Here is a 13,527-nt window from a genome sequence, read left to right on the forward strand (position 1 = left end):
CACCCCCTCTTCGCGCCGGGGCGCGGGTCGGGGCCAGGGGCCGGGGCTACGGGGCGGCTACAGGTTCGGCATGCGGGACTTGGTGGGCCCCTGCGAGGCCTTCCGCTCGGCGGCCTCACGCTCTGCCTGCTCGATGCGGTACAACACCATCCACTCGCTCAGCTCGTACGAGCTGATGGTGGTCAGGAGTTCTCGGACAGTTCGTCCGAGGTCTCGGGCGAGGACGAAGAGGAATCGCCGCTCGGGGCGGCTTCGGAGTTTCCCTCGATGTCGTCCTGAGCGGCGTCGCTCATCCCGGACAGCTCGGTCGCGACGTCGTACAGCCGGTCGATGACGGCACCGTTCTTCTTGCCGAGCGCCGGGGCGTCGGTGTCCTTGAAGAGCCGCCTGCCGTCGGGGTCGACCAGGCACTTCACCAGCAGCTTGGCGCGCGCGTTGTCGCGCACGAAGACCACCTCGCGGGTCCCGTCGGGCTTGGGCCGGATCTGCTGGATGGACGCCTCGTAGGCGTCGCGCTCCATGCCGGTCAGGCCGCGCACGGCGACCTCGCCACCCCACTCGGGGACGTCGACGGTCTTGATCTGCGTGTCCTCGGCTCCGAGGATCGCGTCTGCGGACAGCGCCATGGTGAAGTGCCTTTCTGGCGTACGGGTCATGACGGCGGCCAGTGCCAGGCCGTGACGAGCCGTCGAGCGCCAGTGCCAGGCGGGCGACAGCCGGGGCGGCGTCAGCGGGTCAGCTGACGTCGCGGGTGATGGAAGAGACGACGCGCGCGGCGGCGCGGCGTCCGGCCACGCCAGCGGGGCGTACGACGCGGAAGAAGTAGGGGTGGGGCTGCTGGGTGACCCAGAACTCGCGGTTACCGAAGACGGGGTGCCGCCAGCGCTTGGTGCCCTCCATGCCCTTGGGCAGGGCCTTCATGTTGGAGGGCATCTTGCGGCCGTCGACGCGGATGGCGACTCCGGCGTCGCGGCCGACCGTGCGGACCTCGACCCGGGTCGCCTTCGACATGCGTCCCCGCAGGCCGTCGGCCGTGTAAGGGCGCGTGGAGGGGATGGAGCGGATCGAGCTGCGTACGAGCGGCACGAACGGGGTCGCGACTGCCCGCAGCTCCTTGCGGAAGCGCTTCTTGATCTCCGGGTTGTCGATGCGGCGCAGCCGGGCAGACACCTGCCGCAGGTCCTCACCCGTCGTCCTGAGCCGGAGCATGGCTCAGGCCGGGACGATGACGTCTTCGGCGGGCTCCGACGTGATCGTGAACTGCACCTCGATCTTCGCCGGGTCCTCGATGTCGGTCATCTTCGGCGCCGAGGCGACCTTCACAGGGAAGACGTCCATGGTCTTCCCCGCCTCGTCGCCCTCGGGGAACTGGACGATGAACCCGGCCGTGTCGCGCGGCAGGAGCTGGCGGACGTCCTGCGAGTCCTCCGACGCGTACATGGTGATGCTGGAGTCGTCGGCGGAGATCCGGCCTGGGATCTTCGAGGTGAACCGGGTCCCGAGGTCGGGCGTCTCGGTGCTCTCGCTCGTGGTCTGGAAGCCGGAGACGTCGGCGACCTCGCCGGTCAGGTCGGTGCCCGCGTCCAGCTCGGGCCGGGTCGGCGCTGCCTTGCTCGCGATCGACGGGACGAAGTAGTACTGGCGCGTGCCCGGCGGGATATAGCGGGACGACGCGGAGATCGGCGTGGCGACCATGGGTCAGCTCTCCTCGGTGGATGCCCGGCGTGCACGCCGGGGCTTGGTCGCGGCCTCCGCCTCGGGGGCCGGGTCTTCGGAAGCGGCGCCTTCGGGTTCGTCCTCAGCGGCCTTGTGCTCGGCCACGCCCGGGACCGTCGGCGGGGGCAGCTTCGGCTTGGGGGCGGGCGGCTCGGTGATCTCCCAGCCCGCGGACTGGTGGTGGGGTACCGACTTCTCGGGCACCTCGATGAGCTGCTCCGGCGGCAGGCTGGGATGCCGCATCCATACGGCGCCCATCAGGCGATCCGGAACACGCCGACGGTCACCGAGGTGACGCCGTCGTAGGAGATCGCGGCCCGCCCCGTGCCGGGGTTGCGGTAGCGGTCGGTGAGCGGGATGAGCATCGTCTGACCGGCGGCCACCGCTACCGCCCGGTCCGCGACGGCTAGCCCGTCGACCGTTCCGGGGGTGGCGACGGTGACGGTGTGGCTGCCCGCGTCCGCGTTCTTCACGGCGAGGACGACTCCAGCGCCAGTCTGCGCGGTGTCGCCGCCTCCAGCGGCGGACACCAGCTTGTCGTCGAAACGAAGCCCCGTGAGCGGGACCACGTTCGTGGTCAAGGCGGCCATTTCTCTCCCAACTGGGCTGTGAGCTGCGCTCGTTGCGGACCAGGGCGCGACCTGGGACGATCCGAGCCGAAGGGGACGAAAGACGTCAGGGGGACCTCATGCGGTTGAGCGACGCGAAAGCCCAGGTCGAGCGGGACCAGCCCGAGCTGACGGGCACCGCGAAGATCGAGGCCATCAAGGCGCTGCGCGCGCGGGCCGACGCGCGTGAGACGAAGGGTTCGCCGACCGACGGGCTTCCTCGGTGCGGGCGGTGCGAGCAGTTCGTGATTCCACGGAGGCAGGGCGGCGCCGCGGGTGCGCTGAACGTTCTCGCGCTGTGTCAGCTCGCCGCCGTGGTGGCGGCGATCTGGGCGGTGGCCGGGCAGTTCGAGCCGAGCGGGGCGGGGCTGGTCGCGGTGCTCGTGGTGTGGCCGGCCCTGATCGATCCGGCGTGGCTCGGGCTCGTCGCCGCGGTGGTGGCCCTGCTCGTGGTGGCGGGCCTGGCGGGCGCGGCTGGTGAGCGGGCGAAGCAGCGGGCCGTGTGCCCGCATTGTGATGCGCCGATGGCGGACGTCATCGGCGAGTGAAGGCGTCGCAGTCGACACCGAAGATGACGATGGCCTGAGCGCCGGAGGGGGTCTGGGTCTGCTTGAAGGTGTGCGAGCCGAGACGGGCGCGTATGACCTTCCCGCCGAGGCGGGGGTCGCGGGCGATGACGGCACCGGCCGCGGAGTACAGCTCGTACGCCCGACGGCGAGCGGCCTGCATGTCGGTGGTGCCCAGGAGGACGGCAGCGGCGCAGCGGATGGTGAACGCCTCCCGGTCCGATCCGCCACCCAGGCCTTCGGGCGTTGCGGTGGCCTCGACGTCACTGTCGGTGTCGTCGCCGGTGAACGCGACGGTGAGCATCTCCTTGGGCGCGGCCTTCGACACCTGGGGGCCGTCCCAGACGGTGACGTCGGCCAGTTCGGGTCCCGTCCGGAAGGCGTCCACCAGGGCGTCGATGGTGTCCGGTACGCGTGTGGACCAAGGCATCTATCCGAGCCCTTCGGTGAAGCTGATGATCCGGGCGTCCGGGAATCATCAAGGATGGGGCGGGTGGCGGCGGCGAGACGCCGCCGGAGTTCGTCGATGAGGACGTCGTCGGCGTTGTCCTGCTCGGAGTTGTGGCGTGAGACCACACAGACGGCGCGGACCTCGACCTGGACGATCTCTCGGCCCATCTACGCCACTCCAGGCAGCGGGGAGTCCAGCAGTTCGATCGCGCGGCGTGGCACGGCGTAGCCTCTGCCCGGGTTCCAGGCCTCGTCTTCACCGCCGAGCTGCACGCCGTTCGCGCCACGCCGGGTCTCCCACAGGTGCTGGATGATGATGAGCGCGGCCTGCTGCACTCCGTCGGAGATGACGGCCACGCCCGCGCTGTAGGTGACGTCGACCGGCACTGTGAGTGCTGCTGCGGCGGGTGCGGTGACGGTGCCGGTGTCGTCGACGTCCAGGTTGTCGGTGTCCCAGGTCCGGGAGCCGTCCGGGGTCGTGACCACCAGAAGGCCGATGACAGGCAACACGCTGAGGAGCAGCTGCCCATACCGGTCCGGGCGACGACGCTCGGTCACCGTTCGGCGTGCGACGGCGGTGCCGAGGTGCTTCTCGATGGCGTCGGTGGCCGACGCGATCCATGCCCTCAGGTCCTCGTCGTACTGGGTGTCGTCTGCGGCGATGCCGAGGTGCCTCTTGGTATGGGCGAGCGACACGATCCCGTCGGGCTCGGCGTCCTGCACGTCGAAGGTGTCCGCGTACGCGGTGACAGGGCCGCTGGTGACCAGCCGCCAGATGTGCCGCCCGGCCTGCGCGGTGACGAAGTCGACGCGGATCTGCCCAGCGGTGCCGGAGGGCAGGGGGACGGTGGGCGCGGCGGTGGTCCCGTCGGGGAGGGTGACGGTGAGCGCGGCGGTCGCCGGGTCGGTCAGGGCGCCGTCGGCGCCGCGCACGTCGACGGCGATCTGTACGACGGAGCCGAGGTCGATCACGAGTTGCTCCCCGAGGGCAGGCCAGCACGGGCGGTAGGTGTCAGGGACCGTCCTGCCGTGGCAGAGGGCTGGCGGGGCACTGCGGCGGACGCACGGCCCCGTGTGGCGGCCGCAGTGACACGGCCTGCCGCGGTGACGTTGCTGCTCGCGGCGAGCACTGCGGCGCCTCCACCGGTCATGTGCCCGACGGCGGTGAGGCCCCCTGCCGCTTCGAGGAGGACGGCGGCTCGCACAGTGGTCCGGCCTGCGGCATCCAGTGCGGCGACGCTCGCCAGCGCCGCGCTGCCGGGGCTGATGACTCGGCCCTCGGCGGCGAGGGTGGCGACGGCGACAAGGGATGTGGCGCCGTGGACCACCGTGCCGCGGGGCACGTTGACGCTGTCGAACTCGGCGGCGTCGGGCGTGCCGTCGCCGCGGTGGGCGAGAAGCTGGAATTCCAGCTCTGTGCCCGTGGCGGCCCACTCCGGGGTGGCCCGGGTGCGCCGGACCGTCCACGCCTGCGGGTTGGGGCCGGTCTCCCAGGTGACTGTGCCCGCCGTCTCGCTGATCCGCAGCCAGGCGTGGGCGTCTGGCTCGTAGGGGATGGCGACCACGTCCGGGTCGAAGTAGCCGGAGCGCGCCATGCACTTCAGGACGCCGCCGAGGGCATCGATCTCGAACATGAGGTCCGTGCCGCCCCCGGCCTGCACCAGGACCTGCGCCCACGCTTCCGTTGTGGCGCCCCCGGCGGACGGCGGGTAGACGCGGAGGTAGATCGCCGATCCGGCCAGCGAGTAGAGCAGGCCGGAGCTGTAGGCGCTGAACCCGCTGTCGCAGGCGACCCGGGCCCGGCCGCCGGTCTCGCTGACGGCGCCGAAGGAGCCCGGCCAGAGCCCGGCGTCGATGACGTCGTCGTCGAAGTCATCGATCAGGTCAGCGAGGGCGGGCACAGGTCACCTCCCTGCTCGTCGGGCGCGAAGAGGAGTGGGGGGGTCAGTCGAGGGTGACGCTGAGGTCGCCCGCGTCGATGGTGAAGGTGTCCCCGGCGTTCGCGACGGTCTTGGGCGCGGCAAGCGGCCCGGCCCACAGGCGGCGAGGGCTGCCTGACGAGTCGTAGATCGCGACGGCCACGACGTCGGTGGCGGGCATGCCGTCGAAGACGAGGTCGGCGGTGTTCACCGCGGCGCCGCCGGAGGCCGCGGTCAGGGCGACGGTCTGCCGGGCGTACGTCCCGCCGCTTACCTCGGTGCCTGCCGAGCTGTCGGACCCGGCGACGCTCAGCAGGGCCACCTTCAGAGGAGACACTGGCCTGACCGGCGCAGACAGGTCGGGGTTGAGCCAGTCCAGGACCAGGTTTTCCCCGACGTCGGTGAGACCGGCCACCGGTCAGGAGTCCTTCGCGGCCGACTTCACCGCGGCAGCCTTCTTCGCCGGACCGCGCGCGCCGGCGGTCTGGGGCTTCGGCTCGACGGCGGTCTGCGGCGGCTTCGCGGCGGCCGTCGTCTCCGGCGCCTGCTGGCTGACGGCGGTCTCCTTGCCGTCGGCCTCGACGTCGTGGACGTCGTGGTCGTACTCGGCGAGGAGGACTGCCGCGACGTGGTCGGCCTGCTCGGTGCGGCCCGAGTCCCTGTACGCGCGCCACTCGCTGATCATGGCCTGCTTGTAGGCCTCGTCGATGTCCCTGCGGTCCTTCGTCACAGCTCGCTCACCTGCTCGATCTCCGGGAGTTGGGCGTAGTACTGGTCCTTCAGAGCGCGGCGTCGCGGCGAACGCTGCCGGGTGCGGTGCTCCAGCCGGACGTCCCACAGCGGCAGCGCGGTCTCCTGCCGGTGGACGGTGTCGTTGCCGACAAGGACGCGGCTGCCGCCGTCCGTGCCGGGGACGGTGACGACGTAGTGGGCCTGCTGGATGCGGATGCCGGGCAGCGCCCGGTACAGGACCCGCAGGGGGAACTGGGAGTCCTCGTCACCGCGCTCCCACATGGTGACTTCGGCGACGTCCAGCTCCGTCTCCCCGAGGATCTTCTTCGTGTCGACGGGCACCTGGGTGAACACCTCGTCGGCGTCGACGCGCAGCAGCCAGTCGACGCCCGGCCGGGCCATGGTCATGGCAAGCCGGAGCATGTAGTCCCGCTTGGCGACTTCGCCACCCCACCAAGGCTCACGCGCGATGTGAACGGTGCAGCCCAGACCGGCCCCGGCCGCCGCGCGCATGATGGTGTCCGCCTGCTCACTGCCCGAGGCGGGCTTCTTCGTCGCCCCGGGGAAAAGGGCGTACGGGCCGTCGACGGCGATCAGGTGGTCGCAGATCTGGGCGAGCCCGGCGACGCACTCGGCGAGCCAGGACGCGGGTTCCTCCCACCAGGACAGCAGGCCGATCACGTGCACGCGGCACCTCCCTTGGTCAGACCCCTCGTGGCGGGGTGCCGGCGATAGTCGGCGGGAACGTCGATGTCGTCGGTCGCGTCGTCGACCTCGACCCACCAGGGCGGCCGCACGACATGCTCGCGCAGCGGCGTGCCCTGAAGGAGCCGGAGCATCGTCCAGCCGTGCTTCGTCGAGTCGGCCCGGCCCGCGTCCTGCTCGGCCCGTACGGCGTCGGTCAGGCGGCGCATCTCTGCCGAATCCGTCCAGGACTGGGCGAAGATCTCCCCGTACGGCGTGCCTGTCACCGTGGACGCGTGCTGGCGGCCGTAGAACCTGAACCCGCCGTCCGCCGCTCCGGCGAAGACCTTGGCGAGCGCGGCCGGAGTCCACCAGACGTCGCCGAGGAGAAGTACGTTGGTCCGGCCGTCCGCCCAGACCGCGCGGGTCGACTCGAACTCGTTGCGGGTGGCCGGGGGCGCGATGTGCGTGTGCACCCCGTAGGAGCGGGCGAGGCCCGCGTAGGGGCGCGGGTCGTCGGCCGGGGCGGTGAGCCACACGTCATCAGCCCAGAACACCGCTTGGAGCAGCACGAGTTCGAGCAGCGGGAACGTGACGGGCGCTGCAAGGTCCACGCGCGCGGGCACGAAGTGCGACCGGGTACCGAGGTAGCCCGCCCACCTGGTCTGCGGGCCGGCGGCGGCCACGATCACCCGCACGGCAGCTCCGGAACGAAGACGACGTCGTTGACCCGGTCGTATGAGGTTCCCGCGCCGGGGCCGCCTCGGACGTACCAGGAGATCTCTTCGTAGCTGCGCTCCCAGACCGTCGCGACCCGGAAGCCCGCCGCCGCCATGAAGGCGACGACCTGGTCGTGGGGCGCGGCCATGGTCCGGTCGTCGACGGTGCACGTCTCGCACACGACGACGGTGAACCGGCTCAGCCGGTCGTCGGCGCCCTTCAGGACGTCCAGCTCAAGTCCTTGCGCGTCAACGACGAGCATGTCGGCGCTGTCAGGGGCGATGGCCGCGACGGTGGTCACCTCGACGGGGACCCTGTTCAGAATCCGATCGTCGGGGTGCGGTTCGGCGAGCGTCGACGAGGTGCGGATCGCGTTGACGGAGAGCGTGCCCCGCCCTCGGCGGGCGCCGCAGGCCGCTTCGATGACGATGGCCTCCGGGACTGACTCGCGCAGTCGCCCGGCGGCGAACGGGCTCGGCTCGACCAGTGTGAAGCTGGTGATGCCCGCCTGCCGGTAGTAGGGCACCTCTTCCCCGAGGTGAGCCCCCACGTGCAGGACGTGCTGGACGCGGAGCCCCAGCTCGGGCAGGAGAGAGGGCAGCGCCGCGAACGGGTTCCGCATGCTGGACCTCTCTCCTGCTCGGAAGGTGCTCAGAAACTCGGGGCGATGAGTCCGGTGCCGCCGATCTCCACGACGGACTTCGGGTACCGGCCCGCGGTGAACGCGAGGTACCCGTAGACCTGGAGGCGGACGGTCAGGTTCCCGGAGCCGACCTCCGGAAGGACCCGCGAGCGCAGACCCGACTCGTACAGCAGGAGGTCGGACGCGCGCAGGACGTGGATGACGTCCTGGTTGGTGCCTGCGCCGAGCGTGGTCGGCATCGACGGGTCGGTGACGACCGGGAGGCCGTGCATCTGCCCGACGACCTGCTCTGCGGCGACGGCTCCGAGCGTGGCGATGGCGTTCTGCGGGTTGCCCGCGTCCGGCACGACCAGCGGACGGCCGTTGCCGTCGGTCGCGGCGAGGAGGTATGCCCACCGCCGCGGGTGCATGACGATCACGGTCGGCGCCATGAAGCGCAGTGTGTGGATGCGCTGCACCGCGTCGGCGACCTTCGAGTACAGCTTGGCCACGGTCGGCGAGCCGTCGGTGTACGTGACGGTCTCGATACCGGCCGTCGCCCGGACGCCGGTGACCTGCCCGGAGCTGCCGGAACCGGAGATGACCTGGAGGTCGGTCTTCGTGGCGTGGTCGGCGGTGAGATCCCTGAAGATGACCTCGTCGAAGGAGACCGGCGACTGGTCGAGCAGCTGGATCGCGACGTCCTGCTGACCGGCGATGGTACGCACCGGCGCGTTGATGAAGTCGTCGTCCATGTCGGTCTCGGACACGGCGCCGTTGTCCGCGGTCTGGATCGCAGTGGTCGTGCCGGACGTGACCTTCGGGATGTTGATCGAGTCCGTGCCCGGGGGCAGCGGCTGGGGACCCGCCAGGTTGGCGTACGCACGGCCCGCGCGGGCCAGTTCGACGAACTGGCTCATGAGCCACAGCGGCGGGACGAAGTAGCCGCCGTTACCGTCGGTGCGGTCCAGGTCCCGGTACTCCGGGTCGGTCTGGACGTCCTGGGCGTGCCGCTGGAGACGCTCGCGGGCGCCACCGTCGGCGTCCATGTTGAGCTGGACCCGCGCGAGGTCCTGGAGGTAGCTGCGCCCGTTGCCGCGCTCGTACGTGCGGGCCTCGCTGACGCTGGTGACGCGCGCCTTGGCGCGCTTCACCGCGGCAGCGCCCTCGGTGACGGTGCGGTCGCGCTCGGCCTCGTCGGACAGCTCCGAGATGCGCTCGTCGAGCTGCCGCAGCTCGTCGTCCTTGGCCTTGATCTGGCCGGTCAGCTCACGGAACTCGGTGTCCTCCTCCGGGAGGAGGTCCTCGCGGGCCTCCTCTTCGGCGAGGTCGGTGATGGCCTTGCGCTTGGCGAGGATGTCCTCGCGCTCGCGGGCGGTCTGCTCGCGTCGTGCGACCAGCCGCCGGAAGCGCTCGTCTGCGGGCATGGTGGTGCCCTGCCTTCCTGGCGATACGGATCATGACGGCGGCCAGTGCCAGGCCGTGATGAGCCGTCGAGCGCCAGTGCCAGGCGGGCGACAGCGACCGTGTGGTCCGAGCTGGACCACGGGAAACTCAGGTGGCGCCGAGGTCAGTCGGCGTCGTCGAGGTGGCGGCGCAGGTGCCGCTCGGCGGCGGCCTTCGCCTCGTCGGGCATCGCGGCCTGTGGGAGCAGGGACAGCGCGTGCCGGACGGCAGGGAGGCTCGCCGGGGAGCCGATGCGCGGCTCGTGGTGGGCGAACCGGTAGGAGTCAGCGGCTTCGGGGTCGCCGTCGGGGTCGACCCAGGCGTGCATGTAGCGGAGCACAACCTGGCTCCCGGCGGCCGCCGCGGTGGCCGCGCGCCGGTCCAGCGCGTCTGCGGTGACCCCAGCCGAGTGGGAGGGGATCTGCGCGGCGAGGCTCACGTCGACCTCGCCGTCGGCGATGGCGCGTGCCTCCGCCAGGGTGAGCCGACCGGGGACCTTGGGCTGCGGCTTCATCTGCCGGTGCAGGGCGAGGACGTTGTCCCGGGCGCGGGTGAGGCGCTCCAGGCCGACGCCGTCGGAGCGGAGTTCGGCCATCGCCGCCTCGGGGTCGAGGGCGGCGAGCATCTCCAGAGCATCGGAGGCGCTGTTGAGCTGCACCGAAGTGGCCGGGTTGGCACCGAAGTTCACGACGGAGACGTCGCCCTTGTGGAGGGAGACCTCCAGTAGCCGCCGCTGGGTGTAGTCCTCGTTCCATTCGTCGTTCTTGACCCGGAACCCGAAGGACATCTCGTCCATGTCGCGCCGGGTCATCTTCGGCATCAGCCGCTGCACGTCCGGATCGGAGGGCTCCAGTCCGGCCTCCACGTGCAGGCCGGTGGTGTCCGTGGACAGCTTCAGGGTGCCGCTCTTCGTACGGGCGAGGGGCATCCCGTCGTGGTTGATGAGCAGGTGGACGTCGGCACGGGCGCCGAGGGTGACGTCGAAGGCGGCCGGGTCGACCTCTTCGGACCAGCCGTACGGCGGCCCTCCGTACACGTCGTACGGCTTGTTGAACACGGACGCGTAGCCGGTGAGCAGCAGTTGCCCGCCCTGTGCGCGCAGCTCGAACTGGCCGGACGCGATGCCGCGGCGCTCCGGGGAGTCCCGTAGCTGTCGCCGGTCAACCATGGTGTCTCCCTGTCGTGATGAGGCGCAGCCCGGGGTCCTGTGGCGGCCTCTCGCCGCGGATCTGCGGGACGGTGATGTTCGAACCGGCCTGGATGGGAAGCGGCGTGTAGTCCGCGCCCTTGCCGTCGGGCAGCGGCGGCTCGTCTTCCTTGCTGCGGATCTCGTCGATGTTCGAGGAGCCGATGAGGCGCTGCTTCTCGTAGACGGAGTGCCGGGTGAGGATGTCCACCCGGATCAGGGCGTCCGCGTCGAACTTGATGTACTGGCCGCGCGGCAGCTGCCCGGAGAGGTGGTTCTCCAGCTTCACCAGGTAGGGCAGCAAGGCGTCCTGGATGAACTCGATCTGCCGCTGCTCCGGGCTGGAATACGTGTAGGAGCCGCCGGTCTCGCCGCCGATCTTCTCCGGCGGGATGCCGTAGATCGCGGCGACCTGGGTGGCCGTCAGCCGCTGCGTCTCGCAGAACTGCGCCTCGGCGACCGAGATCGTGATCGGCTTGTACTCCCAGTCCTTGCCGTACACGATCGGCTCCCGGGACCGGATCGAAGCGACCAGCCGCCTCTTGATGATCCCGGCCTGCTTCTGATCGACCGTCTGCTGGGTGTTCCGGAAGTGGCCGGGCGGCTGCCCGCCGGCCCGGAAGTAGTCGTCGACGAACTTCTGCGCGGCGAGGCCCGTCGACACGGTGACGGCGTACGCGGCGATCGGCGACAGGCCCCACACCCGGCCCGGCATCGTCATCCAGGGGATGTGCACGATGTCGTACGCGGGGATCTCGACACCGGCGTACGTCCACACCGGGTCGGTGAAGCTGCCGCGGGTGCCGAGCGGCATGGAGTCCTGCACGAACACGTCCGCCGGGTTCAGCCACTCGATGCGGGTCGGGAACTCCAGCCAGTCGCGCTCCATCACCAGACCGACGGCGTTGCCGCGGTACACCAGCGATGTCATCGCCCGCCACAACCAGTCGTCGACCGTGCCCTGCGACGACGGCTTCTGGAACAGGCTGGAGAGCGGCAGCTTCGTCGTCGACTCCCCCGTCCGCCGGTACTGCTTGATCGGCAGCGAAGACACCGACGAGGCAAGCAGGCGGCCTGCGGCGAAGACGGGCGTCAGGCGGAGCGCGCCGTGCTCGGAGACGGCGGCCGGGGCCGCCAGGTCGTCGACCGGCCACGGTACGTCCCCGGGTCCGAGGTCCCGCTGCTCGGCGGCGCGCGCGGCGCCGCTGGCTCCGCGGGTCCAGCCCCACCGGCGCAAGGGGTTACGCATGCGGCCCCCTCCAGGCGTCAGCGGACCGTCCGCAGCGGTCAGCGAGAGCGGTGGTCAGAAGATCGAGTCCAGGACGTCGTACTGCTGCTCGGCGAGCAGGAAGCTGCGGGCGACGTACACCCAGCGGGCCAGGGACATCGCGACGAGGGGACTGATCTCGACGTCCGAGGTGGCGGGCGCCCAGGCGATCGTGTCGCCCGACTGCTTGGTCTTGGCTCCGGCGACTGCGGTGTCGAGGTCCTCGGACGGCACGTAGCGGAAGCTCTGCTCGCGCACCCCTTCGAGGACCTGGCCGGCGGCGGCCGCCATCTCGATGGCCCCAGTGACGGCCAGGTCTCCGGCCTCCGGCGAATCCTTGTCCTCCGGCAACTGAAAACCCGCGGCCTTCAGCTCAGTTTCGAGGAAGGCGTGGGTGCCGCGGCCCATGGCGAGCGCGATCGGCCCCAGGGCGCCCCGAAGTTCGATGAGGCGGGGCAGCAGCCACTTGGTTCCGGACCGGTAGTCGGCGAGGTGGACGTGCCCGAGGCCGTCCTCCCGCACGCCGTAGACGCATACCGCCGCGTAGTCCCGCAGCGGGCTGATGTCGACGCCGAGGGCGACCCCGCCGGCCGAGGTGCGCGCGGACCGCTCGTCGGCCATCGTCGCCCACAGTCGGGGGTCGATGACGATGTTGCCCTGCGAACGGCGCGGCCAGATGCCGAGGATCTCGCGCGCGAAGCCCTTCGGCGACATGCCGCGGCGGTCGCGCAGCATCGCTTCCGGCGAGACCCGGCCGCCCCAGGCGGGGTTGGTCGCCGCCCATAGCCGCCGGTCGTCCAGGTCCACCTTCTCCAAGTGGTCGAGGTCGCCGTCGGCGCCCCAGTCCCGGTAGCCGAGCGAGTCGTCCCCTCCTGCTTCGGCTCGCGCGCGCAGCATGTACAGCACGTCCCCGGTATCACCGTCGAGCGGCGGCGACGACGTGTAGATGATCTGAGGGTTCGGGCGGGCCCGCATCGTCGGCATGAGCGCGTCCTGCTGGACCAGCGTGTACGCGAACGCCTCGTCGATGATGACGAGGTCCCCGGAGAAGCCTCGGCCGGACCCCTTCGACCTGGCGACGAACTTGATGCGGGCCTCGGTGTCGAGCCGCTCGAAGCCCTCTTCGCCGTTCGTGTTCGAGATCTTGATGCGTACGCCGTCGATCTCGTACAGGTTCTCGTTGTTGCCGACCTGCTTGCCGAGCTTCTTGATCAGCCGCCGGACGCGCCGGAACGCCTCCATGGCCGTCTTGTACTCGTGCGCCGACCAGAGGATGACGTCCTCGCCGAGCACCAAAAACCCGAGCAGGACGCGGATCTCCAGGATGCTGCCCTTGCCGTTCTGCCGGGCGACCAGTTCGGCGTACTCGAAGCACGCCCACTTGCCGTCCTCCCGGCAGGCCAGCAGCAGTTCGGCGGCATCGGCCTGCCACTGGTCCGCGATCAGGCCCGCGCGGGCCGCGAGGTCGCATGCCTCCGCGCCGAGTGAGTACGCGTACGGCGGGTGGACCTCAACCCTCGGCCTGGCGGCGGCGGTCAGCGATCCGCTTGGTGAGGTCCGCGACACCGACACCTCCCGCCGGGTCCGCCACGGGGGGTCCAGCGCCTACCT

At 70.9% G+C, this 13,527-nt stretch carries 18 protein-coding genes; 1 reads left to right on the plus strand and 17 read right to left on the minus strand.

Translation table 11 applies throughout. The features are described 5' to 3' along the window. Positions 1–182 precede the first annotated feature (182 nt). The 5 genes from ACIQPQ_RS34320 to ACIQPQ_RS34340 form a co-directional block, all read right to left on the minus strand. Positions 183–626, minus strand: a complete 444-nt coding sequence (locus tag ACIQPQ_RS34320; protein WP_401311957.1) for a phage tail assembly chaperone — start codon at positions 624–626, stop codon at positions 183–185. 109 nt (positions 627–735) lie between these two features. Next, positions 736–1,209: a hypothetical protein gene (locus ACIQPQ_RS34325; RefSeq protein WP_401311960.1), complete on the minus strand. Its 474-nt coding sequence runs from the start codon at positions 1,207–1,209 to the stop codon at positions 736–738. A 3-nt stretch (positions 1,210–1,212) separates the two neighbouring features. Next, positions 1,213–1,695: a hypothetical protein gene (locus ACIQPQ_RS34330; RefSeq protein WP_401311963.1), complete on the minus strand. Its 483-nt coding sequence runs from the start codon at positions 1,693–1,695 to the stop codon at positions 1,213–1,215. 3 nt (positions 1,696–1,698) lie between these two features. After that, a complete protein-coding gene (locus ACIQPQ_RS34335) occupies positions 1,699–1,974 on the minus strand; it encodes a hypothetical protein (RefSeq protein ID WP_401311966.1) in 276 nt (91 codons plus the stop codon). Continuing rightward, positions 1,974–2,306, minus strand: a complete 333-nt coding sequence (locus tag ACIQPQ_RS34340) for a hypothetical protein (RefSeq protein ID WP_401311969.1) — start codon at positions 2,304–2,306, stop codon at positions 1,974–1,976. The genes ACIQPQ_RS34335 and ACIQPQ_RS34340 overlap by 1 nt, the downstream gene beginning before the upstream one ends. 98 nt (positions 2,307–2,404) lie before the next feature. On the opposite strand from ACIQPQ_RS34340, the gene ACIQPQ_RS34345 reads away from it, so the two are divergent. Continuing rightward, the gene (locus ACIQPQ_RS34345; protein ID WP_401311972.1) at positions 2,405–2,872 is read left to right on the plus strand and encodes a hypothetical protein; all 468 of its coding nucleotides are present in this window, start codon (positions 2,405–2,407) and stop codon (positions 2,870–2,872) included. On the opposite strand, the gene ACIQPQ_RS34350 is transcribed toward ACIQPQ_RS34345, so the two are convergent. The 12 genes from ACIQPQ_RS34350 to ACIQPQ_RS34405 form a co-directional block, all read right to left on the minus strand. Further along, positions 2,859–3,320 (minus strand): hypothetical protein, encoded by a 462-nt coding sequence (locus ACIQPQ_RS34350; RefSeq protein ID WP_401311975.1) that lies wholly within the window; start codon positions 3,318–3,320, stop codon positions 2,859–2,861. The two genes, ACIQPQ_RS34345 and ACIQPQ_RS34350, sit on opposite strands and share 14 nt — an antisense overlap. A 188-nt stretch (positions 3,321–3,508) precedes the next feature. Further along, positions 3,509–4,312 (minus strand): hypothetical protein, encoded by an 804-nt coding sequence (locus ACIQPQ_RS34355; RefSeq protein ID WP_401311977.1) that lies wholly within the window; start codon positions 4,310–4,312, stop codon positions 3,509–3,511. Further along, positions 4,309–5,241 carry a hypothetical protein gene (locus ACIQPQ_RS34360; RefSeq protein WP_401311980.1) on the minus strand — a complete coding sequence of 311 codons (933 nt, stop codon included), beginning with the start codon at positions 5,239–5,241 and terminating at the stop codon, positions 4,309–4,311. The genes ACIQPQ_RS34355 and ACIQPQ_RS34360 overlap by 4 nt, the downstream gene beginning before the upstream one ends. 43 nt (positions 5,242–5,284) lie before the next feature. After that, complete coding sequence (locus ACIQPQ_RS34365; RefSeq protein WP_401311982.1) at positions 5,285–5,674, minus strand: hypothetical protein; 390 nt, start codon at positions 5,672–5,674, stop codon at positions 5,285–5,287. A 3-nt stretch (positions 5,675–5,677) separates the two neighbouring features. Further along, complete coding sequence (locus tag ACIQPQ_RS34370) at positions 5,678–5,989, minus strand: hypothetical protein (protein WP_401311985.1); 312 nt, start codon at positions 5,987–5,989, stop codon at positions 5,678–5,680. Beyond that, positions 5,986–6,678, minus strand: a complete 693-nt coding sequence (locus ACIQPQ_RS34375) for a hypothetical protein (RefSeq protein WP_401311988.1) — start codon at positions 6,676–6,678, stop codon at positions 5,986–5,988. Before ACIQPQ_RS34375 ends, ACIQPQ_RS34370 begins: the two co-directional genes overlap by 4 nt. Further along, positions 6,669–7,373, minus strand: a complete 705-nt coding sequence (locus ACIQPQ_RS34380; RefSeq protein WP_401311991.1) for a hypothetical protein — start codon at positions 7,371–7,373, stop codon at positions 6,669–6,671. Before ACIQPQ_RS34380 ends, ACIQPQ_RS34375 begins: the two co-directional genes overlap by 10 nt. Further along, complete coding sequence (locus ACIQPQ_RS34385; RefSeq protein WP_401311994.1) at positions 7,364–8,017, minus strand: FkbM family methyltransferase; 654 nt, start codon at positions 8,015–8,017, stop codon at positions 7,364–7,366. Before ACIQPQ_RS34385 ends, ACIQPQ_RS34380 begins: the two co-directional genes overlap by 10 nt. Positions 8,018–8,046: 29 nt before the next feature. Further along, positions 8,047–9,444, minus strand: a complete 1,398-nt coding sequence (locus ACIQPQ_RS34390) for a phage major capsid protein (protein ID WP_401311997.1) — start codon at positions 9,442–9,444, stop codon at positions 8,047–8,049. Between the two features lie 143 nt (positions 9,445–9,587). Further along, entirely contained in the window at positions 9,588–10,631 is a 1,044-nt protein-coding gene (locus tag ACIQPQ_RS34395) for an HK97 family phage prohead protease (RefSeq protein WP_401311999.1), read from the minus strand. Further along, the gene (locus ACIQPQ_RS34400; protein WP_401312002.1) at positions 10,624–11,898 is read right to left on the minus strand and encodes a phage portal protein; all 1,275 of its coding nucleotides are present in this window, start codon (positions 11,896–11,898) and stop codon (positions 10,624–10,626) included. Before ACIQPQ_RS34400 ends, ACIQPQ_RS34395 begins: the two co-directional genes overlap by 8 nt. A gap of 54 nt (positions 11,899–11,952) precedes the next feature. After that, the gene (locus ACIQPQ_RS34405; protein ID WP_401312005.1) at positions 11,953–13,482 is read right to left on the minus strand and encodes a hypothetical protein; all 1,530 of its coding nucleotides are present in this window, start codon (positions 13,480–13,482) and stop codon (positions 11,953–11,955) included. Between the last annotated feature and the right edge of the window lie 45 nt (positions 13,483–13,527).

It is taken from the genome of Streptomyces sp. NPDC091281, assembly GCF_044757425.1.
Classification (GTDB): Bacteria; Actinomycetota; Actinomycetes; order Streptomycetales; family Streptomycetaceae; genus Streptomyces.